Source organism: Actinomycetota bacterium (assembly GCA_019347675.1).
Taxonomy (GTDB): Bacteria; Actinomycetota; Nitriliruptoria; order Nitriliruptorales; family JAHWKO01; genus JAHWKW01.
Genome location: JAHWKW010000005.1, coordinates 70,159 through 90,834 on the forward strand (window position 1 = coordinate 70,159; position 20,676 = coordinate 90,834).

General features: G+C 72.8%; 22 protein-coding genes and 1 tRNA gene. 16 read left to right on the forward strand and 7 right to left on the reverse strand.

What is annotated here, in order from left to right; all coding sequences use genetic code 11:
* Positions 1-5: 5 nt before the first annotated feature.
* Both KY462_04550 and KY462_04555 read right to left on the reverse strand, forming a co-directional pair.
* On the reverse strand, positions 6-443 hold the full coding sequence (locus KY462_04550) for a transcriptional repressor (protein ID MBW3577003.1): 438 nt from the start codon (positions 441-443) through the stop codon (positions 6-8).
* 18 nt (positions 444-461) lie between these two features.
* The gene (locus KY462_04555; GenBank protein ID MBW3577004.1) at positions 462-1,253 is read right to left on the reverse strand and encodes an ATP-binding cassette domain-containing protein; all 792 of its coding nucleotides are present in this window, start codon (positions 1,251-1,253) and stop codon (positions 462-464) included.
* Positions 1,254-1,331: 78 nt separating this feature from the next.
* Here KY462_04555 and KY462_04560 point away from each other — a divergent pair, with 78 nt between their 5' ends.
* The 13 genes from KY462_04560 to KY462_04620 all read left to right on the forward strand — a co-directional run bounded on the left by KY462_04560 (position 1,332) and on the right by KY462_04620 (position 13,186).
* On the forward strand, positions 1,332-2,378 hold the full coding sequence (locus tag KY462_04560; GenBank protein ID MBW3577005.1) for a metal ABC transporter substrate-binding protein: 1,047 nt from the start codon (positions 1,332-1,334) through the stop codon (positions 2,376-2,378).
* A gap of 49 nt (positions 2,379-2,427) precedes the next feature.
* Entirely contained in the window at positions 2,428-3,291 is an 864-nt protein-coding gene (locus tag KY462_04565; protein MBW3577006.1) for a metal ABC transporter permease, read from the forward strand.
* Positions 3,292-3,320: 29 nt separating this feature from the next.
* Positions 3,321-4,337, forward strand: coding sequence for a peptidylprolyl isomerase (locus KY462_04570; protein MBW3577007.1), 1,017 nt, complete (start codon positions 3,321-3,323; stop codon positions 4,335-4,337).
* 339 nt (positions 4,338-4,676) lie between these two features.
* A complete protein-coding gene (mazG, locus tag KY462_04575) occupies positions 4,677-5,495 on the forward strand; it encodes a nucleoside triphosphate pyrophosphohydrolase (GenBank protein ID MBW3577008.1) in 819 nt (272 codons plus the stop codon).
* A gap of 54 nt (positions 5,496-5,549) precedes the next feature.
* The gene (locus KY462_04580) at positions 5,550-6,086 is read left to right on the forward strand and encodes a hypothetical protein (protein ID MBW3577009.1); all 537 of its coding nucleotides are present in this window, start codon (positions 5,550-5,552) and stop codon (positions 6,084-6,086) included.
* A 67-nt stretch (positions 6,087-6,153) separates the two neighbouring features.
* On the forward strand, positions 6,154-7,455 hold the full coding sequence (eno, locus tag KY462_04585; protein MBW3577010.1) for a phosphopyruvate hydratase: 1,302 nt from the start codon (positions 6,154-6,156) through the stop codon (positions 7,453-7,455).
* A complete protein-coding gene (locus KY462_04590) occupies positions 7,452-7,931 on the forward strand; it encodes a septum formation initiator family protein (GenBank protein ID MBW3577011.1) in 480 nt (159 codons plus the stop codon). The genes eno and KY462_04590 overlap by 4 nt, the downstream gene beginning before the upstream one ends.
* Before the next feature lie 169 nt (positions 7,932-8,100).
* Positions 8,101-8,493, forward strand: a complete 393-nt coding sequence (locus KY462_04595; protein ID MBW3577012.1) for a S1 RNA-binding domain-containing protein — start codon at positions 8,101-8,103, stop codon at positions 8,491-8,493.
* A 98-nt stretch (positions 8,494-8,591) separates the two neighbouring features.
* Complete coding sequence (locus KY462_04600; GenBank protein ID MBW3577013.1) at positions 8,592-9,161, forward strand: DUF501 domain-containing protein; 570 nt, start codon at positions 8,592-8,594, stop codon at positions 9,159-9,161.
* Positions 9,161-10,081 (forward strand): Ppx/GppA family phosphatase, encoded by a 921-nt coding sequence (locus KY462_04605; protein MBW3577014.1) that lies wholly within the window; start codon positions 9,161-9,163, stop codon positions 10,079-10,081. Before KY462_04600 ends, KY462_04605 begins: the two co-directional genes overlap by 1 nt.
* 64 nt (positions 10,082-10,145) lie before the next feature.
* The gene (locus KY462_04610; protein ID MBW3577015.1) at positions 10,146-10,796 is read left to right on the forward strand and encodes a hypothetical protein; all 651 of its coding nucleotides are present in this window, start codon (positions 10,146-10,148) and stop codon (positions 10,794-10,796) included.
* 32 nt (positions 10,797-10,828) lie between these two features.
* Entirely contained in the window at positions 10,829-12,196 is a 1,368-nt protein-coding gene (locus KY462_04615) for an NAD(P)H-hydrate epimerase (GenBank protein ID MBW3577016.1), read from the forward strand.
* Between the two features lie 96 nt (positions 12,197-12,292).
* The gene (locus KY462_04620; protein MBW3577017.1) at positions 12,293-13,186 is read left to right on the forward strand and encodes an alpha/beta hydrolase; all 894 of its coding nucleotides are present in this window, start codon (positions 12,293-12,295) and stop codon (positions 13,184-13,186) included.
* A gap of 38 nt (positions 13,187-13,224) precedes the next feature.
* On the opposite strand, the gene KY462_04625 is transcribed toward KY462_04620, so the two are convergent.
* Positions 13,225-13,309 (reverse strand) — tRNA-Leu (locus KY462_04625).
* Between the two features lie 93 nt (positions 13,310-13,402).
* Between KY462_04625 and KY462_04630 the strand changes: the two genes are divergently transcribed.
* Together KY462_04630 and KY462_04635 are read left to right on the forward strand one after the other, a co-directional pair.
* Positions 13,403-14,338: a fumarylacetoacetate hydrolase family protein gene (locus KY462_04630; protein ID MBW3577018.1), complete on the forward strand. Its 936-nt coding sequence runs from the start codon at positions 13,403-13,405 to the stop codon at positions 14,336-14,338.
* A gap of 105 nt (positions 14,339-14,443) precedes the next feature.
* The gene (locus KY462_04635; GenBank protein MBW3577019.1) at positions 14,444-15,649 is read left to right on the forward strand and encodes a homogentisate 1,2-dioxygenase; all 1,206 of its coding nucleotides are present in this window, start codon (positions 14,444-14,446) and stop codon (positions 15,647-15,649) included.
* A 42-nt stretch (positions 15,650-15,691) separates the two neighbouring features.
* On the opposite strand, the gene KY462_04640 is transcribed toward KY462_04635, so the two are convergent.
* Together KY462_04640 and KY462_04645 are read right to left on the reverse strand one after the other, a co-directional pair.
* Positions 15,692-16,165, reverse strand: coding sequence for a hypothetical protein (locus KY462_04640; protein MBW3577020.1), 474 nt, complete (start codon positions 16,163-16,165; stop codon positions 15,692-15,694).
* 80 nt (positions 16,166-16,245) lie between these two features.
* Positions 16,246-17,847 carry a hydantoinase B/oxoprolinase family protein gene (locus KY462_04645; protein MBW3577021.1) on the reverse strand — a complete coding sequence of 534 codons (1,602 nt, stop codon included), beginning with the start codon at positions 17,845-17,847 and terminating at the stop codon, positions 16,246-16,248.
* A gap of 48 nt (positions 17,848-17,895) precedes the next feature.
* Between KY462_04645 and KY462_04650 the strand changes: the two genes are divergently transcribed.
* Positions 17,896-18,141 carry a hypothetical protein gene (locus KY462_04650; protein MBW3577022.1) on the forward strand — a complete coding sequence of 82 codons (246 nt, stop codon included), beginning with the start codon at positions 17,896-17,898 and terminating at the stop codon, positions 18,139-18,141.
* A 15-nt stretch (positions 18,142-18,156) separates the two neighbouring features.
* On the opposite strand, the gene KY462_04655 is transcribed toward KY462_04650, so the two are convergent.
* Together KY462_04655 and KY462_04660 are read right to left on the reverse strand one after the other, a co-directional pair.
* Positions 18,157-20,145, reverse strand: coding sequence for a hydantoinase/oxoprolinase family protein (locus KY462_04655; protein ID MBW3577023.1), 1,989 nt, complete (start codon positions 20,143-20,145; stop codon positions 18,157-18,159).
* A 5-nt stretch (positions 20,146-20,150) separates the two neighbouring features.
* Entirely contained in the window at positions 20,151-20,675 is a 525-nt protein-coding gene (locus tag KY462_04660; protein MBW3577024.1) for a hypothetical protein, read from the reverse strand.
* Between the last annotated feature and the right edge of the window lies 1 nt (position 20,676).

A 20,676-nucleotide genomic window follows, 5' to 3' on the forward strand; every position in this document is an offset into this window, starting at 1 on the left:
GGCGCTCAGCGGCAGTCGGCGCAGGTGCCGACCAGATCGAGCCGGTGGTGCTCGGTCGCGAAGCGGTCGGCGGCGGCCAGTTCACTGGTCAGCCGGGCCACGGCGCGCTCGATCGGGGCTGACGGCTGGAGGTCCTCGATCCCCCCGCACACGTTGCAGATCAGGTGGTGGTGGTGCGACGTCAGGTCCTCGGCCAGCTCGAACCGGGCACCCGGGTCCGTGGCGGTCACCAAGCGCCGCACCGCCCCGGCCTGCTCCAGGACCTGCAGGTTGCGGTACACCGAGCTCTGCGACAGGCCGCTGCCCCCGTCGAGGAGCTCTCCGATCGTGACCGGGCGACCGGCATCCGCCAGCAGATCGACCAGCTGTCGGCGTCCGCGCGTGTACCGCGACCGGGCCCGGCGCAGCCGCTGCTCGACCGTGCGATGCAACTGGGAGCCCATGCGCCGAGCCTACTGGCGTCAGTGCGGGTGGTGCGGGTCGTCGATCATCACCGCCCCGTCGGCGGTCACGTGCACCTGCCCGCCGTAGGCGGCCTGAAGCAGGTGCGGCTGCAGGACCTTCGCGGGCGTCCCGGAGCCGACCACGCGGGTGGCCAGCAGCACGACGTGGTCGGCGTCGGCTGCCTCGGTCACGCTGTGGGTCGCGTGGATCACGGTCCGGCCGGCGGCGACGAGCTCACGCATGATCGCCGTGATCTGGGCCTGTGACGGGAGATCCAGCCCCGTGGCCGGCTCGTCGAGCAGCACGAGGTCCGCCTCCTGGGCCAGCCCTTGTGCGACGTACACCCGTTGGCGCTGGCCCGCCGACAGCTCGCTGAGGTGACGGCGCTGCAGGTCCCTGATCTGCAGTCGCTCCAGAGCCTGGTCCACGGCCCGGTGGTCGCCCACCGTCAGCGGACGGAACGGTCCCCGGCGGGCGTAGCGGCCCATGCGGACGATCTCCCGGACGGTCAGCGGCACGGCCGCGTTCGCGGTGGTGTCCTGCAGCACATGAGCGACCCGTCCGCGGGTCGCGCCGGGCCGCTGGCCCAGGACCTCGATGGTGCCCGCGGCCGGTTCGACGATCCCCGAGATCGCCGCCAGCAGCGTGGACTTCCCCGACCCGTTGGGGCCGATCACCGCCGTGATGACAGCAACAGGGACCTGCAGGTGGTCGGACTCGAGCGCGACATGATCGCCGTAGGTGACGACGAGCCCGTCGGCGCGGACCGCGTCCGCGGCCCGGTGCGACGGTGACCGGTCGCTGCCCACGTCGATGGTCCCCACACGAGTCGAGAATCGTTCCTAATATGATTGTAAGGTCAGCACCCAGCGTCTGAAGGCCGCCGGTTGGACACCAGGATATGGTCGGCCACCCGCTTGGCGGGCGGGGCCGCGGGGCGCGTGCTGGCCGCCGCCGTCCTCGTCGCGGGCGTGGCGGCACTCGGCGCGTGCGGAGGGCGGAACGGCGGTGCCGGCCCCGACGCCCGCAGCGAGGTGCACGTCGTCGCGACAACCTCGATCCTGGGTGACATCGTCAGCAACGTGATGGGCGACGCGGGGCGCGTCGACGTGCTGATCGGGGCGGGCGTCGACCCGCACGCCTTCGAGCCGTCCGCCGCTCAGGTCCAGATGCTGCGCGAAGCGGACCTGGTCGTGGCCAACGGCCTGCAGCTGGAGGAGCGGCTGCTGGCCGAACTGGACGCCGCCGCGCGCGAGGGGGCGGCGGTGGTCCACGTCGCCGAGCACGTCGACCCGATCCCGTTCGAGGATGGGAGCCCCCACCAGGCCGACGAACGCGACCCCGAACGCAACCCCCAGCCCGACGACGACGCCGACGTCGACGTCGATCCACACGGCGCACTCGACCCCCACTTCTGGTGGGACCTGATCCGTGTCGCGGACGCGGTCACCGTGATCGCCGATCACCTGGCGCAGGCCGCCCCGGACGTGGCCGAGGCCGCGACCGCCAACGCAGCGTCCTACCGCAGCCAGGTGCTCGAGACCCACCAGCGCATCGTCGACACGCTCGCGGCCGTCCCCGACGAGCGCCGCACGCTGATCACCAACCACGCGTCGTTGGGCTACTTCGCTGCGCGGTACGGCTTCCGGCTGGTCGGCACGGTGGTCCCCGGCGGGACGACGCTGGCCGAGCCCAGCCCGCGCCAACTGGCTGACCTCGCGCAGGTCATCCGCACCACCGGCGTCCCCGCGGTGTTCACCGAGTCGATCGGCTCGGCCCGGCTGGTCGAGGCGCTGCGTGCGGAGGTGGGCGGCGAGGTCGCGGTCGTCGAGCTGTACAGCGACGCGTTGGGCCGGCCGGGTTCGGGCGCGGAGACCTACCTGGGGATGATGACCACCAACGCCCAGCGCATCGCCGACGCGCTCGCGCCGTGACGGGGGAGTCGCCGTGCAGTGGCTGACCGAGCCGTTCGTCTTCGGCTTCATGCAGCGGGCGTTGCTCGCCGGGGTGGTCGTGGTGGTCGTGACGTCGGTCGCGGGCACCTGGGTGGTGATGCGCGGCATGACCTTCCTCGGGGACGCCCTCGCGCACGGCGTCCTGCCCGGGCTGACGGTGGCCTACCTGTTCGGTTTGAACCTGATCGCAGGTGCCGCCGTGGCTGCGGCGGTGATGCTCGCCGGGATCGAGCTGGTCCACCGCCGCTCCCGGCTCAGCGAGGACGTCGGCATCGGGCTGCTGTTCGTGGGGATGCTCGCGCTCGGGGTGATCATCGCGAGCAAGGCGCGATCCTACGCCGGTGACCTCACCGTGATCCTGTTCGGCGACATCCTGGCGGTGACGGCCGCCGACATCCGGGCGACCGCCGTCGCCGCCGTGGTGGTGCTGGTGGCCTCGGTCGTGCTGTACCGGCCGTTGATCGTGCTGGCGTTCAACGAACGCAAAGCCGCCGCGCTGGGGATGCGACCGGGACTGGCGCACGCTGCGCTGCTGGTCCTGATCACCGTGGCGATCATCGCGTCGTTCCAGGCGGTCGGCGTCCTGCTGGTCTTCGCGTTCCTGGTCGGCCCTCCGGCGAGCGCCGCGCTGGTCGTCCGTCGGGTCCCGACCATGATGGTCGCGGCCATGGGCTTCGGCGCGGTGGGGGTGGTGGTTGGCCTGCTGCTCAGCTACCACCTGGGCACGGCCGGACCCGCCACCATCGCCGGGGTGACGGTCGCGGAGTTTTTCGCGGTGCTGGCCGTCCACGACCTGCGTCGCGCCAAGCGGCGGCGTCCGGACGGGGCGCGGACCGCCGCCACGCCGTCCCCGCGCCGTCACGGCCGTCCGCGCGGGGACGGGGTAGCCTGACGCCTCGCTGGATCCCTGGAGTCATCCTCGTGCGTGTCAAGACGCGGGTGGCGGGCGCCGCCGCGGCTCTCGCCCTGCTGATCGCCGGCTGCGCCAGCGCTGCGGTCGGTCGAGAGATCGCCGCCACCGTCGACGGCCACGACATCCTCACCGACACGCTCGCGGTCCTGGTCGACGCCCAACGCCAGAGCGACGACCGCCCCGCGCCCGAGGACTACGCGGCCGTCGAGCAGCTGCAGCGTGAGACGCTCACGCAGCTGATCCGCGACGAGATCGCGGCTCGCGCCGCCGGTGACCTCGGGATCGAAGTCAGCCAAGACGTGGTCGAGGAGCGGTTCAACGAGCTGGCCGAACGGTTCGGCGGCCCCGAGGCTCTCCGCCAGGAGATCGCCGAGGCCGGCCGGAGCGAGGTCGAGATCCGCTCACAGATCGCCGCGGTGATCCGCCGTGAGAGGCTCCAGGAGCACTTCGCCGCCCAGGCTGAGGTGACCGACGCCGAGATCCGGGCCGCGTACGACCGGGCCCTCGACGACGAGTACCGGGTGGCCGACGTGTCCCACATCCTGGTGGAGACCCGCGAGCAGGCCGAGGACCTCCGAGCCCAGCTGGATGCGGGGGCCGATTTCGGCGAACTGGCGCGGGAGCACTCCACCGACGAGCTCAGCGCCGTCAACGCCGGGGCGCTCGGAGAGCAGCCGCGTGGCCGCTACATCGAGGCGTTCGACGAGGCGGTGTGGGACGCCGAGCCCGGTGAGGTCGTCGGCCCGGTGCAGACCCAGTTCGGCTTCCACCTGATCCAGGTCAACGGGTTCCGCGAGGTCCCACTGTCGGAGGTCGAGCCCCGCATCCGCCAGGAGCTGCAGGCCGAGGCATCCCAGGAAGCCTTCGATGAGTGGTTCCGCGAGGTCGTCGCCGCAGCCGACGTGCGGGTCGGTCCCCGCATCGGCCGGTGGGACCCCGCCACCGCGACCGTGATCCCCACCGACGCGATCCCCGAGCGCGGCAGCGTCCGGCTGGACGGGTCGGTGGCGACGCCGGCCGGCTGATCGCGACGGTCGATGGCGCGCGTCGTCCTGGTCGGATCGTGCGAGCAGCTGCCGGCCCTGTTCCCGTTCCAGTGTTGGGAGGCGCTCAGCGGTGCTGACCTGATCTGGATGCGTCACCCCGACTCGCACCCGTCAGCCCCGTTCCTGCGGATGGTCGAGCTGCCGGTGGCGCGGCTGGAACCTGCCGGGATCGAGCTGTCGCGGATGGATCTGACGCTGCCCGGGTCGCCGCAGGACCGCCGCTACGCCCAGGCCCTGCTGGACCTGGCCGAGGTCGAGGGCACCGCGGTGTACCTGCTGGGACCCGACGACACCGACGCCTTCACCCGCACGGTGGGAATGGAGGCCGCCCGCTCCGGCGCCGAGGTGGAGTTCGTCTTCCACCTCCCGCCAGCCGGCGTCCAGGTCGTTCGTCTGGCGGAGGTGGAACGCGCCCTGCGTGACCCCGAGCACGGCTGCCCGTGGGACCTGGAGCAGGACCACGCGTCCCTGGGGCGCTACCTGGTCGAGGAGACCTACGAGCTGCTGGAGGCGATCGATTCCGGTGACGACGCTGCCATCGCCGAGGAACTCGGAGATGTGCTCCTGCAGGTCGTCTTCCACGCCCAGATCGCCAGCGACCGTGGCGCCTTCGACCTCGACGACGTCGCCCGTGGCATCGCCGACAAGCTGGTGCGTCGCCACCCGCACGTCTTCGCCGACGTGGAGGTCACCGGGGCACAGGACGTGATCGCCCGCTGGGACGTGCTCAAGCAGGAGGAGAAGCAGCGCACCGGGCCCTTCGAGGGGATCCCGAGCGCTCTGCCGGCCCTCACCCTGGCCGAGAAGCTCCAACGGCGCGCCTCAAAGCTCGGCTTCGACTGGGCCGACGCCACCGCACCCGCCGAGCGCGTCCGCCAGGAGCTCGACGAACTGCTCGACGCAGGCGATGGCGACCGCCGGGCGCACGAGGTGGGCGACCTGCTGTCAGCGGTCGTCGCGACCGCCCGCCACGTCGGCGTCGACCCCGAGGCGGCCCTGCGAGGAGCGGCCACCAGGTTCCAGCGCCGGTTCGAGGCGGTGCTGGCCGCTGCACAGGTCGCCGGGCACGACCCGGCTGACCTCGACCGTGACGGCTGGCTGGCGCTGTGGGAGCAGGTCAAGCGCTCCCAGCGGTGACCCGTCACACGACAGCCGTCGCGTAGTCTGGGTGGTGCCCAGCGACAGGAGGCCGTGGCGGTGCCGCCCCAGTGCTCCTCGTGCGGTCGCTTCCTCAGCAACGCGTTCGTCCAGGGTCTGCTGATCGAGCCGGCCGCGTGCCCCCGATGCGCCACCACGTTGACGGCCGACCAGTTCCACGACGCCCGGGCGCTGCAGCGGGCCGCCGAGCAGCCGCCCGAACAGGCCGCCGAGCAACCCCCCGAGCGGGCCGTGGCGTCGGTCGCCGACCCGGCCCCGACCACCGCCGCCCGCAGCGTCCGCCCGCCGGACCGGCCCACCGAGGCGGTCACACGGGACGAGGATCGCGACGTGCTCGAGGGTTGGGACCGTGACCGACCCCCGGCGGCCGAGGCACGCGACCGGATCGACGGGGCCGGGACGGCCCGCGCGATGGCCACGATCGTGGGCGCCGGCGTCTCGTGCGGCCTGATCGCTGCGATGCTGGCGCCACGCCGCCGACGCGACCTGTTCGTGGGTCTGGCGACCCTGCTCGGGGCAGGCGTCGCGGTGCTCGCCGCCCGCCAGGGCGACACCGACCAGGACCGCTGAACGCCTCGTTGCGGCAGCGCTGTCCTGTCGCCTACTGTCAACTGCTGTTGTTCGAAGGGGCGTCCGCGTGGAGCCGAGATCAATCCGATCCCTGCACGCCCGGGAGATCCTCGACAGCCGCGGCAACCCGACCGTCGAGGTCGAAGCCGCGCTGACCGACGGATCGCTGGGGCGCGCGGCCGTGCCGTCGGGCGCCTCGACCGGCCGGTTCGAAGCGGTCGAGCTGCGCGACGGCGACCGCGGCCGGTACGGCGGGAAGGGCGTCACGAAAGCGGTCGCGAACGTCGACCAGGTCATCGCCCCGCACCTGCAGGGAGTCGACGCCACGCTGCAACGCGATATCGACCGCATGCTGCTCGATCTGGACGGCACCGACGACAAGTCCAAGCTCGGCGCGAACGCGATCCTGGGCGTCTCGCTGGCGGTGGCGAAGGCCGCCGCGGCATCCTGCGGACTCCCGCTGTACGCCTACCTCGGTGGGCCGGGCGCGTACCTGCTCCCCGTGCCGATGCTCAACGTCATCAACGGCGGCGCACACGCAACGAGCAACGTCGACGTGCAGGAGTTCATGATCGCGCCGGTCGGCGCCCCGTCGTTCCGCGAGGCCGTGCGGATGGGGACGGAGGTCTACCAGGTCCTCAGGCAGGTCCTCACCGACCGTGGTCTGTCCACCGGCCTGGGAGATGAGGGGGGGTTCGCCCCGGACCTGCCCACCAACGACCGCGCCTGCGAGCTGCTGGTCGAGGCGATCGAGCGAGCCGGGTACGCGCCCGGCGACGACGTCGCGTTGGCGCTGGACATCGCTGCGTCCGAGCTGCGCGGCGATGCCGGGGACTACCACCTGCAGGGCGAAGGGCGCCGGATGTCCGCCGAGGAGTTCGTCGCCTGGCAGGAGGACCTCGTCGACCGCTTCCCGATCGTGTCGATCGAGGACGGGATGGACGAGGACGACTGGGACGGCTGGCAGCTGCTCAACCAGCGGATCGGTGAGCGCTCCCAGCTCGTCGGTGACGACCTGTTCGTGACGAACGTCGACCGCGTCCGCCGCGGTATCGAGCTCGGGGCCGCCAACGCCGTCCTGATCAAGGTCAATCAGATCGGCACCCTCACCGAGACACTGCACACCGTCGAGGTCGCCCACCGCGCTGGTTGGGCTGTCATGGTCAGCCACCGCTCAGGCGAGACCGACGACGCCACGATCGCCGACCTGGCGGTCGCGGTCAACGCCGGACAGCTGAAGTCGGGCGCCCCGGCCCGTAGCGACCGCGTCGCGAAGTACAACCAGCTGCTGCGCATCGAGCAGCGCCTCGGCGACCAGGCACGGTTCGCCGGCTGGGCGGCGTTCCCCCGGTCCAGGCGCGCGACGTGACCGCGGCCACTCGGGGCGCCAGCACCGGCCGGCGCGGCGCCAGCCACCGGCAGGCGCCGGCGCCGGTGCGGCGGGCGGTGGCGGGCGCAGCCGGACGTGGTCGCGACGCGGTCGCGGCCGTGCTGGCGGGCGACCGCCCCCTGGCCTTGGCGGTCGTCGGCGTCGTGGCGGTGTCCGCGCTGATGCTGGCCAGGCCGCTGACCACCTACCTCGACGGACGCGAACGTGTGGTGCTGCTCGATGCCAAGGGCGAGGCGCTCCGCGAGGAGATCGCCCGGCTGGAGGCACGTGAGCGCGACCTCACCACCGCCGAGCACGTCGAGCTCCGCGCTCGCGAGCGGCTCGGGCTGGTCAGACCCGGAGAGATCCCCTACGTGGTGATCACCCCAGAGACCGACCGACCCCGGCTGGCCTCACCCGCCCCGCCGCCGCCGCGGCCGTGGTACCGACGCCTGCTCGATGCGCTCGTGCCATGACGGTTGCTGGCCGCGAGAGGCAGCCGTAGGCTGGCTGCGGGCACCCCCGGGCGTCCGATCGCCGCGACACGGCAGGTCCCAGGCAGATCCAAGACATGTCCCACGAGGACAACTTCAACCCACAGGTCGGGCCTCGGACGGGCTCGCCACCATGCCGACAGGAGGGCGCTTGCTCAGCGAAGGGATGATCATCAAGGGAAGGGTCGTCCGGCTCGAGGAGTACGGGGCGTTCGTGGAGGTGCCCCTGTTCCCCGAGAACCCGGAGGACCCGCAGGTCGTCACCGGCCTGTGTCACGTCTCGGAGGTCGACCGGGACTACGTCGAGAACATCTTCGCCTACCTCGCCGAAGACCAGGAGGTCGAGGTCAAGGTCCTCAACATCAAGGAGGACGGGAAGGTCGACCTCTCGATCAAGCAGGCGGACCCCGACTGGGAGCCCGAGCCGACCCAGCCGCGTCGGAGCAAGTTGGACAAGGACTTCGACAAGCGCCTGCGCCGCTTCATGCACCAGTCACAGATGATCCAGGGGGAAGCGCGCCGCCAGCGCGAATCCCGCCGCTGACCGGCCTCGCCGTGACGTCCGCGGCTCGCGATCCCACCGGGGATGCTCTCCGAGCCGACCCCCAGCCCTCGTACGCGCGCGCCGCCGCGGCTCGGACCATGGGACCCACCGAGCGTGCCGTGGTCTCGCAGCAGCTGGGCCGGCGTGCCCGCGGTCACAGCGCCGTCGTGCACCGGTGCGTGTACGGGCTGCCCACCGTGGTCCGCGTCGCCCCGTACCTCGATGACGGCACGCCGTTCCCGACGGTGTTCTGGCTCGTGTGCCCGGTGGCGCGCCGCCACGTCGGCCGGCTCGAGGCCGACGGCACGATGGGGTCGTTCAACGCCAGCCTGGCGGCCGACGCGGAGCTCGCGGCCGGCTACGCCGCCGCAGCCGGACGCTACGTCGCCTTCCGCGACGCGCTGGACCGGCCGATCCGGGAAGATCCCGCAGCCGGCGGCATGCCCGGCCACATCAAGTGCCTGCACGTCCACCACGCCCACTTCCTGGCCACCGCCGACAACCCGGTCGGCGCCAAGACCCACCAGCAGGTCACGCCGATGCCGTGTCCGGGACCGTGTGTCGACGAGGACGTCCTCGCCGAGGCATACGGCGAGCTCCCGCCCCCCACAGCGGTGCCCGGCGCCTGGGAGCACGCCGCGCCACCTCACCAGCGGCCCAGAGGCTGATGGGACGCCGCGCCGCCGTGGACGTGGGGACCAACTCGGTCCGCGTGCTCGTCGTCGACGACGACGGCCATGCGCTCGCCCGCGACATGGAGATCACCCGCCTGGGCCAGGGCGTCGACGAGACCGGTGAGCTCGACGATGAGGCGTTGGCCCGCACCCTGGATGTGATCGGCCGGTACCGCCAACGCTGGGAGGAGTTCGGCGTCCGGGGCGACGTGCGCATCGCTGCGACCTCCGCCATCCGTGACGCCGCCGACCGCGAGCGTTTCTTCGCGGGGGTGCGCCGGGTGGCGGGGGTCGACGCCGAGGTGCTGTCCGGCGAGGAGGAGGCCGCCACCGCGTTCCACGGGGCGACCGCCAAGCTCGACGTCGGCCACCCCGCTGCGCTGCTGGACGTCGGCGGCGGCTCGACCGAGATCGTCGTCGGGGACCGCGCCGGGGACGTCAAGGCGTCGATCTCGCTGCAGCTGGGCTGCGTCCGGCTCACCGAACGGCTGCTGTCGTCCGACCCGCCCACCGACGAGGAGCTGCAGGATGCCCGGGCGGAGATCGCCGGCCAGCTCGACCACGCCGCGGAGACGCTGGCGCGCCAGGACGCCGACCCCGGCGACTGTCGCTCGCTGATCGGCGTGGCCGGGACGGTCACCACCCTGGCGGCGCTGTCTCTCGACCTCGACGAGTACGACGCGGACGCCGTCCACGGCACCGTCGTCGACCGCGAGACGGTCGGTGACCTGACCCGGTGGCTGGCCGGACTGCGCTCGGCCGAGCGGCGCGAGCTGGGCCCGGTCGCCCCCGGCCGTGAGGACATCATCCTGGGCGGGGCGTTGGTGGTCGAGGCCGTCCTGGACCGGTTCGGGTACGACGCGCTCACCGCCAGCGAAGCCGACATCCTCGACGGGTTGGTCGCCCGCCGCTGACGACGGGCGACGCTGCCGGCGGCGCGGCGAGCTCTACCCTTGCGACCCCGACCCGAAGGCTCCCATGGCGGTCGACATCGCTGACGTGCGCGTCGAAAACCCCCACGGCGCGGTCGTGCGGTGGCTCACCGAGCACGACAAGACGGTCCGCGGCTACGACCTGCACACCCAGCAACACCCCGACCGCATCACCGCCCGCGACGTCCTCGCCACCCAGTACACCAAGCTGCGCGTCGACGGGATGGAGCTGCAGTTCTTCCTCGACCGTGGCCGCTCGGCGCCGTGGCACCTGGTCCCGGCTGGCGCGACGCTCGCCGCGGCGGACCCCGACGAGGAGGGCGGTCTGTACGACGCGGCCGAGGAGCTCTACGGCCACTTCTACCGCGGTCGGCTGCGTGAGTTGGCGATCGGGAAGATCCACCGCGTCCTGCACCTCAAGCGACGCCACCTGTTCCCGCTGCTGGACGGGCGTCTGCTGGAGCTGTACAAGGACGCGGCCACGGAGGCGTCGCGACGGTTGCGCGACCAGGGTCGTCGGGGGCGGCGTGGTCGGCTGTACTGGGTCGCGATCCGCGACGACATCCTCGCGGCGGGCCACCTGTGGGACGACCTGCGAGCGAACCTGGCCACCTGCAACGAGCCGGCTGCGTTGGGGGCCGAGCTGTCCGACGTGCGCCTGCACGACATCCTCTGCTGGGAGGCCGTGCGTCGCTGAAGCCCTCGAGGAGGTCACCGCTGGACGGCCGTGTGGGCGTCGACGCGTTCCAGGAGCGGCTGCGCGACGCGATCGCTCGCGTGCCTGACGACGCGTCACGTCCGCCGCCGGATGCTCGGGTCGGAGCGGTGCTGGCCCTGTTCGAGAGCACCGACCGAGGACCCGGCGTGGTCCTGACCCGGCGGCGTCGGGATCTGCGCTCCCACCCCGGCCAGCTGTCGTTCCCCGGCGGGCGGGTCGACACCGGCGAGACGTTCGAGCAGGCGGCGTTGCGTGAAGCCCGCGAGGAGATCGCCCTGCGGACCGAGTCGGTCGAGATCTTCGGCACCGCCCCGACGTTCTACATCCCGCCGTCGCGGTTCTGGGTGGTCCCCGTGGTGGGCTGGTGGCGCGACCGTCATCGGCTCGACCCCAACCCCTGGGAGGTCGACGAGGTGCTGCACGTTCCTCTGGTCACCCTCGTGCAGGACGAGCGGCTGCGGTGGGTGTCGCTCTCCGAACGCGGTGCGGCGTGGGCGTGGCAGCTCGATGACGACCTGCTGTGGGGGGCGACCGCGATGCTGGTCGCGGCGCTCCTCGACGTGGTCAGCCCGGGTTGGGCTGGCGGCCGCCGGCCGACCGACCTCGGCCGTGACTGCCAGGTGCGTCCCTGGGAGCACTTCCCGTCGTGGCAGCCACCACTGCGGCTGCAGGGGATCCCGGAGGTGGCCGCGGCGGCTGTGCCGGTGGTCGGCTCCCGGCAGGCGCGCCAGGTGGTCCGGCTGCTGCAGGACGACGCCGGTGTCTCCTTCGCACAGGTCCTCGAGCACGCCGCCCGGCCGGTGACCGAGGCGGTGCGTCAGCTGGCGGGCGGGGACGTCTCGGGTGTGGCGGTGACCGTCCTGGCCGGGCCGGGTGGGAACGGCGCCGCCGGGGCGGCCGCCGCCCGGCTGCTGGCAGCGGCCGGTGCCCACGTCGCAGTCTGGCTGACCGGGGCGCTTCGTGTCCCGGACCAGTTGAACGTGCTGCGCACCGCCGGCGTGGCGGTCGCCCCGTTCGGCGAGGGCGCCACCGCTGGCGACGTCGTCGTCGACGCGCTGCTGGGGGTGGGCGCGCGCCCACCCGCGCACGGAGCCGTCGCCGCGGCGATCACCTGGCTGCAACGCCACGACGTCCCGGTCGTCGCCGTGGACCTGCCCAGCGGGCTCCACCCCGACGCGGGCGTGGTCGGGCCCTGCGTCAGCGCCGACGTCACGATCACGCTGGGAGCCGCCAAGGCGGCGTTGCTCGACCCCGCCTACCGCGCGTACGTGGGGGACCTGTACCTGGCCGACCTGGGCGTCCCCGCGGACGTGTGGCGCCGCGCGGACGTCGAGCCGGTCACGGTGTTCGGCCGCGGCCCCCTGGTGCGGTTGGTGTGACGTGTGGCCCGGACACGTCGACGACCTCCGCGCAGCGGGCTGCGGCGGTGACGTCGCGGGGCGGCCGCGACCGGAGCGCGGCGTAGAGTCGCAAGCGTGCAGCATCGAACCCTCCGACGCGACGGACCCCTGCACGTCGTCGACTTCGGCGGGAGCGGTCAGCCGATCGTCCTGCTGCACGGCCTCGGGGGATCCCACGCCAACTGGATCTCGGTCGGAGAGCGCCTGGCGGAACACCGTCACGTGGTCGCGTTGGACCTCGTCGGCCACGGCCTCACCCCACCGGTCGGCCGGCGCGCACGCATCGTCGACCACCGCCGTCTCGTGCAGCGCTACCTTGGCCACCTCGACCAGCCGGCGGTGCTCGCCGGCAACTCCATGGGCGGGTACGTGGCGCTGACCGTGGCTGCCTCGACCCCCGAGCTGGTCGCCGGCCTGATCCTGGTCGGGGCGGCGCTGCCGCGCGAGCAGATCGTGCCGCGGGATCCCCTGGTGCTGGGGATGTTCGCGGTGTACATGATCCCTGGGCTGGCGGACCGCTTCCTGTCCTGGCGCAGGCGCAGGCTCCGACCCGAAGGCCTCGTCGAGCAGGCCTTGAGGTTGTGCAGCGTGGACGCGTCGCGCATCGCCGACGAGGCGTGGGAGGCGCACGTGGAGATGGCCCACGAGCGCATCCTGCAACCGTGGAGCCGCCGCTGCTTCCTGCAGTCGGCCCGGTCCCTGGTGGCGCGGATGGTCGGCCGCCGGCGCGTCGCCGACATGATCGAGGCGATCGAAGCGCCAGCCCTGATCATCCAGGGCGATCGGGACCGCCTGGTTCCCGTCGAAGTGGCCCGTGACCTCGCCGGGCGCCGCCCCGACTGGCAGCTGGAGGTCTTCACCGACATCGGCCACGTCCCCCAGCTGGAATGCCCGGATCGTTTCATCGAGGTCGTCGACCGCTGGCTGCACGGCGGCCTGTCCGCGGAGAGGTCCACCTGTGCGAGCTGACGCACCGGCGCGTCGTCGCGCCCGTGCCGGAAGACAAGTGCGGGCGACAGGATTCGAACCTGCATGGGGTCGCAACCCCGGGGCGGTTTAAGCGCCCTGCGTCAACCGTTCCGCCACGCCCGCTGACGAGGACGACGCACCGTCGCTACTTCCCCGTCGCCAGCGACGGGCGGCCTGTCCTCGGTGATGATGTTACAAGCCGCGATCGGAGGACCCATGAGGTGGGCGACCTACCGCCACGACACGGACGGTCCCGACCGCGTCGGGCTCGTCATCGACGGCCGCATCAGCGGGCTCCCGCCCGGCGTGTCCCTGCTGGGGCTGCTCCATGACGGCCCGCAGGCGCTGGCGGAGGCGGGCCACCGCGCCGGGCAGGACCCCGCCGAGGACGTCGCGGTGGCCGACGTCCAGCTCCGCGCCCCGATCCCCGACCCCCCGTCCGTGCGCGACTTCTCCGCGTTCGAGGCGCACGTGCGCACCGCTCGGCGGGCCCGCGGCGTGGAGATGGACCCCGACTGGTACCGGCGGCCGGCGTTCTACTTCAGCAACCCGCACGCGATCGTGGACCCGGATGCGGACGTGGCCGTCCCACCCGGTTCGCACGCGCTGGACTTCGAGCTGGAGGTCGCCGCGATCGTCGGCCTCCCCGGCCGTGACCTCGACCCGGAGGCGGCTGCCCGCCACATCGCCGGCTTCACGGTGATGAACGACTGGAGTGCCCGTGACCTGCAACGCGGCGAAATGCGCTCGCAGCTCGGCCCGGCCAAGAGCAAGGACTTCGCCACCACCCTCGGCCCGTTCCTGGTCACCCCCGACGAGCTCGAGCCCTACGCCGTCGGCCGCGGCTACGCCCTGACCATGACCGCGTCCGTCAACGGTCGCGAGTACACCCGGACGTCGTGCGCGGACCTGTACTGGTCGTTCGGCGAGCTCGTCGCGTACGCCTCTCGGGGGGCTTGGATCCGCCCCGGCGACGTGATCGGCTCGGGCACGGCCCCCGGCGGGTGCATCCTCGAGCTGGCGCTCGTCCACGGCGCCGACCCCTACCCGTGGTTGCAGCCGGGCGACGATGTCACCCTCACGGTCGAGGCGCTCGGCGCGATCGCCAACCGCGTCGTCGAAGGACCGCCGTCGCCGCCGCTGCGGCGGTGAAGTGCGCGGACCGGACGCGTGCTGCCGGGCGTGCCCGACTGTGCCATCCTCGTCCCGCCGACCGCAGCGCTGCGGGACCCGCAAGCCGACCAGGAGTGTGCGCGGATGGTCATGTACCAGGTGCGCGGACGCATCCCGCGCAAGCGGCACACCCAGCTGTGGCAGGGCGAGCGGTTGCTGACCGAGCAGGTCGTGGGCGTCGAGGGGTTCTCCGGGGCGTCCTCGATCCTCTACCACCTTGACACCCCCGTGCGGGTCAAGCACATCGGCGCGTTCCGTCGACTGCAACGCGACGAGTGGATCCCCGACGCCCACGCCCACCACCTGTTCGACACCTGGACGCTGCCGGAAGCCGGTGACGCCATCAGCGGACGCCGGCTGCTGATGTGGAACCAGGACGTGGAGATCGGTCTGTGCCGGGCCGCCGAGCCGATGGGCGACTTCTACCGCAACGGCGAAGCCGACGAGGTCATCTTCGTTCATGAGGGGGGCGGGACCGTCGAGACCGTGCTGGGAGACCTGCCCTACGTGCCCGGCGACTACATCGTGGTCCCGCGGGGCATCACCTACCGGTTCCGTCCCGACGATCGGCGACCCCAGCGTTACCTCGTCTTCACCTCGCCGGGGCTGATCGAGATCCCCCGCCGGTACCGCAACGAGTACGGCCAGCTACTCGAGCACGCCCCGTTCTCCAACCGCGACGTGCACCCCCCGACGGAGCTACGCACCCACGACGAGCGGGGCGAGTTCGTGGTCAACGTCCGGGTCGGCGGCGGCCTGCAGCGCTACGTCCTCGACCACCATCCGTTCGACGTCGTCGGGTGGGACGGTTACCTCTACCCGTACACGTTCAACATCGCCGACTTCGAACCGATCGTGAAGAAGGTCCACGCCCCGCCACCGGTCCACCAGACCTTCGAGGGGCGCAACTTCGTGATCTGCTCGTTCTGTCCCCGGCCGCTGGACTGGCACGCGGACTCGGTCCCGATCCCCTACAGCCACGCCAACCTCAACTCCGAGGAGATGATCTACTACGTGGCAGGCACGTTCGGGTCCCGGGAGGGCGTCGACGTCGGCTCGGTCACCCTGCACCCGTCGGGGGTGCCGCACGGTCCGCAGCCGGGGCTGGCGGAGCGTTCGCTCGGTGCGACGTCAACCGACGAGCTCGCGGTGATGTGCGACACCTTCCATCCGCTCCGGCTGACGCCGTTGGCACGCGAGCTGGACCGACCCGGGTACGCCCACTCGTGGTCTGCAGCTCCGGTCGGTGACGCCGACACCTCCGACGGGGCGGCCAGCATCTCGGAGTAGGACCGGTCACAGCAGGCGAGCCCGGTCGTGGGGGCCCGACGGTCAGGCTCGGTCGTCACCGATCAGTTTGGCGAACACGTCGTGGAGGAAACCGCGGGCAGCGGCTGCGGCCAGGGCGTGCTGCTGGCTGGGCCCCAACGCCGCACCGATCGAACCCGTCGGTGCGGCGTAGTCACCCTCGAGGCGCAGTTCGGGCCAATCGCCGTCGCGCGACCGCAAGGTGAGGTAGCCGTCGAAGGATGGCAGCGCCCGTTGCATGTGCTCGTCTTCGGGCTCGGGGTCGGCGCGCCAGCGGATGTGGCGGCGGACCGAGTGCTCGTCGCCGTGCGGCTCGCCGACCATGCACGTCGCCAGGCGCGACGCCGGTCCGGCGCGGACCTCGACCGCCCAGTGGCCGGGGCCACGGTCGGTCGCCGGCTGCGGGAGCCACTCGTGCGGATCGCCGCTCAAGGTCCGTACCAGCTTGGTGGTGCTGGCGCCGGCCTCGAACGGCTCCCACGCCTCGATCCGCGGCACGAACGCGTCTCCTCCCCCCCGTCGCGGTGAGAGTCTAGGCGGCGCAAGCGGTGCCCCCGCCCTGGGCGGAGCGGGGGGCTCTACGACGGCGCCCCGAACCCACCACCGCCAGGGGTGTCGACCACGATGCGGTCGCCGCGGTGCAGGATCAACGTGATCTTGGCGGGCAGGTCGCGTTCCTCGTCGTGGCCGTCGGCGCTGCGGCGGACCACGCGGTTACGGCCGGGTGCGCCGTCGTGCCCGCCCGCCAGTCCCCACGGGCCGCGCCGTCGCCGCTCGGTCACCAGCGAGCAGGTCGCCCGCTCGCCGAGCACCTCCAGGGTGCGGCGGAGCCCGTCACCGCCGCGGAAGCGTCCTGTCCCGCCCGACCCGTCGCGCAGCCGGTACTCGACCACCCGCACCGGGTAGGCCAGCTCGAACGCCTCGATCGGGGTGTTCTTGGTGTTGGTCATGTGGGTGTGCACGCCGCTCATCCCGTCGGCGTGGGGACGTGCGCCCTGGCCGCCGGCCAGCGTCTCGTAGTAGGCGAACGCCTCGCCGGTCCGCGGGTCGGTCCCACCCAGCAGCGTGTTGTTCATCGTGCCCTGCGAGGCGGCCGGGACCCGGTCGGGGACCGCCTGTGCCAACGCCCCGAACAGCGCATCGACGATCCGCTGCGACGTCTCGACGTTCCCGGCCGCGACCGCCGCGGGAGGTCGCGGATCGACCAACGAGCCCTCGGGGGCGCGCACCTCGAGCGGCCGCCAGCCGCCGGCGTTCGCGGGCACGCCGGGGGCGACGACCGCGCGTAGCGCGAAGAAGCAGCACGACCGTGTCACCGCCACCGGCGCGTTGAGTGGCCCGTCGCACTGGGGCGCCGTCCCCGCGAAGTCCATCGTGATCCGGTCGGCGTCGACGGTGACCGCCACGCGGATCGGGATCGGTTGGTCGCCGATGCCGTCGTCGTCGAGGACGTCCTCGAAGCGGTACGTCCCGTCGGGCAGCTGTGACACGGCTGCGCGCACCGCCCGCTCGGCGTGGTCCTGGGTCGCGCTCATCGCCTCGAGCAGGAGATCGATCCCTGCGGCGTCATCGCCGTCACCGAGCCGGGCCGCCAGCTCGCGCACCCGCCGGGCCCCGAGATGGTTGGCGCCGACCTGGGCGCGCAGGTCCCCGGTGCGTTCCCGTGGGGTCCGCGAGTTGGTCGTGAGCAGGGCGAGCAGGTCGCGGTCGACCTCCCCGCCGCGCACCAGCTTGATCGGTGGGATGCGCAGACCTTCGGCGAAGATCTCGGTTGCCCCGGCCGGCATGCTGCCTGGCGCCGCGCCTCCCACGTCCGCGTGGTGAGCCCGCGTCGCGACGAACCCCAGCAACCGGTCACCGCTCCATACCGGCGCGACCAGCGTCCAGTCGGGCAGGTGCGTCCCACCGGCGAACGGGTCGGACACCAGCACCTGCTCGCCCTCGGCCAGCGCGCCGAAGCTCTCGAGGGCTGCGGCGACCGAGGCGGGCATCGCGCCCAGGTGGACGGGGATGTGCTCGGCCTGGGCGACCATCGCTCCGTCGGGATCGAACAGCGCCGTCGAGCAGTCCGCCCGTTCCTTGATGTTGGGCGAGTAGGCCGTGCGTCGCAGGGCCGCGCCCGTCTCCTCGGCGATCCCCACCAGGGCGTTGCGGGTCACCTCCAGCGTGACGGGGTCCACAGTTGCTCCTCGCGCATCGCGACCTTGGCCGCCGCGGTGTGCTGACGCGTGACGTTCACGGGCGGCCGCTGGGCCATACTGCCCGCCATGCGCACCACCTACCTCGGCCAGTACACCGACGAGCACGCCGACGAGCTGCTCGAGGCGCTCGATCGTACCGGGATCGTCCACTGGGAGAAGCGCAGCGGCCGCTTCTCCCGGTTCGTGTTCGCCGGTGAGTGGGGCGTGCGGGTCTTCGTGGAGGCGGACCGGCTCGACGACGCCCGCAGCATCGCGGAGGCGATCACGTCGTAGGTGGCGACGGCCGGGTCAGCCGCGGATCAGCAGGCTCCCGAACCGATCGACCTCGGCCACCTGGCCGGGCAGCAGCAGGCAGGTGGTGTCCACGCCGGCCACCACCGCCGGGCCCTCCAGACGGTCGCCCCGCCCCAGCCGGTCGCGCGCGTAGACGGGGCACGTCCGCGGTCGCCGGTCGATCACGACGGGGCGCGCGCCCAGCTGCGCGGCGTCGGGACCGTCGCCGTGCCCGATCTCGGACAGAGGCAGGAGCGGAGTGGGTCCCTCGGCGTGGACCCGCAAGGTCACCACCTCGACCGGCTCGCTGGGCTGGGCGTAGCCGTACCGCTCGCGGTGAGCATCGTGGAAGCCGGCGGCCAACGCCTGCGGATGGTGATCGGTGACGGCGACCTCCAACTCGTGGGACTGGCCGCGGTAGCGGCAGTCAGCGCGGCGGGTGACGTGCTCGGCGGCGACGTCCTGCTCGGCGAGTGCCGCCGTGGCCTGGCGCTGGAGCTCGGCGAACGCGGTCGCCAACTCGTCGGTGGCCAGCTCGTCCAGGACGGCCAGGCGGGTGCGGACCGCCTCGGCGGTGATCGGGGCGGCCAGCAGCCCCAAGGCTGCCAGGACGCCGGCGTGGGGCGGGACGATCACCAGTGAGCAGCCCAGTTCGCGGGCCAACGTCCCCTGGTGCAGCGGCCCCGCCCCGCCGAAGGCGACCAGCGCGTACCGGCGGGGGTCCTTCCCGCGCTCCACGGACACCACCCGCAGCGCTCGCACCATCGTTGCGTCCGCCACGCGGACGATGCCGTCGGCGCAGTCCCGCACCGACAGGTCGAGGCGGGCGGCCAGCCGGCCCACCGCGTCGTGGGCGGCGTCGGCGTCCAGCCGCAGCGTCCCTCCCAGAGCGGCGTCCGGGTCGAGGCGGCCGAGCACCACGTGGGCGTCGGTGACGGTCGGTTGGTTGCCGCCCCGCCCGTACGCCGCCGGTCCCGGGTCGGCCCCTGCTGAGCGTGGTCCGACCCGCAGCGACCCACCAGCGTCGCGCCACGCGATGCTCCCGCCACCCGCCCCGACCGTGTGGATGTCGGTAGTGGTGACCGCGAACGGCAGGCCTCCGATCGCTCCCTGCGAGGTGGTCGTCGGTCGGCCCGCCTCGATCAGCGTCACGTCGGTCGATGTCCCACCCATGTCGAAGGCGACCAGGTCGCCGTGTCCGGCGGTCTGGCCGCACGCCGCTGCACCGAATGCCCCGGCGGCCGGGCCGGACAGCAACGTGTGGACGGGGTAGCGGGATGCCACCGTCGCGGCGAAGGTCCCGCCGGCGGACCGCATCACCTCCAACCGGCAGCGCAGCCCGCGTTCGTGCAGCGCCCCCTCGAGGGTGGCGAGGTAGCGGCCCAGTCGGGGCGTGACGTAGGCGTTCAGCGCGGTGGTGTTGGCTCGTTCGTACTCGCGCACGACCGGCAGCACGTCGCTCGAGCGGCTGACCGGCAGGTCCGGCGCGCGGGTCCCCAACGCGTCGGCCACGGCCCGCTCATGGCGGTCGTCGAGGAAGGAGAACAGCAGGCACACCGCGACGGCTTCCGGCTCGAGGTCCACGACGGCGGCCGCCACGGCGTCGGCGTCATCGAGGGCGGTGATCACGGTCCCGTCGGCCGACAGCCGCTCCGTCGCCTCCACCACCAGGCCGCGTGGGACCAGCGGCGGCGGACGGTCGACGCTGAGGTCGTACAGCGACGGGCGGTCCTGGCGGCCGATCTCCAGCAGGTCCCGGAACCCGGCGGTCACGACCAGCACCGTGCGGGCACCGTCGCGCTCCAGCAGCGTGTTGGTCGCCACGGTCGTTCCGTGGGCGAACCGTCGCAGGCGGCTGGCGTCCAGTCCGAGGCGGTGGAGGCCGGCCAGGACCCCGTCAGTCTGGTCGCGCGGGGTGGAAGGGACCTTCGCGGCACGCAGCTGTTCGCCGTCGTCGACGATCAGGTCGGTGAAGGTCCCGCCGACGTCGACACCCAGCCGCATGGCGGTCACTCCTCGCCGGTGCTCAACGCTGACGTGAGCAGCACCGCCGCCGCCCCCAGCGCCACCCACAGGCCGGTCGTCGGGTGCACGCTGAAGCGGACGGTGACGTCTGCGGGCACCGCGGAGATCACCGCGTGCAGCTCGTCGAACTGCTGCTGGCCGCGGAAGCGCCCCTGCGGCGGGCGGAGCACCGCACTGGCGGCGCTGATCGCGGCGATGCCGACGGCGACCACGATCAGCACCTTCGACGCCGATCGGGCTGGCCGGTCGACCGCCAGCGACAGGCCCACCACGACGCTGACGACGGCCAGGGCGGCGACCGTCCACACCCACGGCTGCGCCTGCCACCCGGGCAGCGCGGCGACCGTGCGTGCACGGGCATGACCGAGCATGGCCACGGTGGCGCGGACCTCGTACCAGGGCAGGTACACCGCGACGGTCGCTGCGGCGCCGGCCAGCACGGCGGCCATCCCCAGCACGCCCCGTGGTCGCGCCAGCAGCCGAACCTGTAGCGCCAGGTCTCCGCGCACG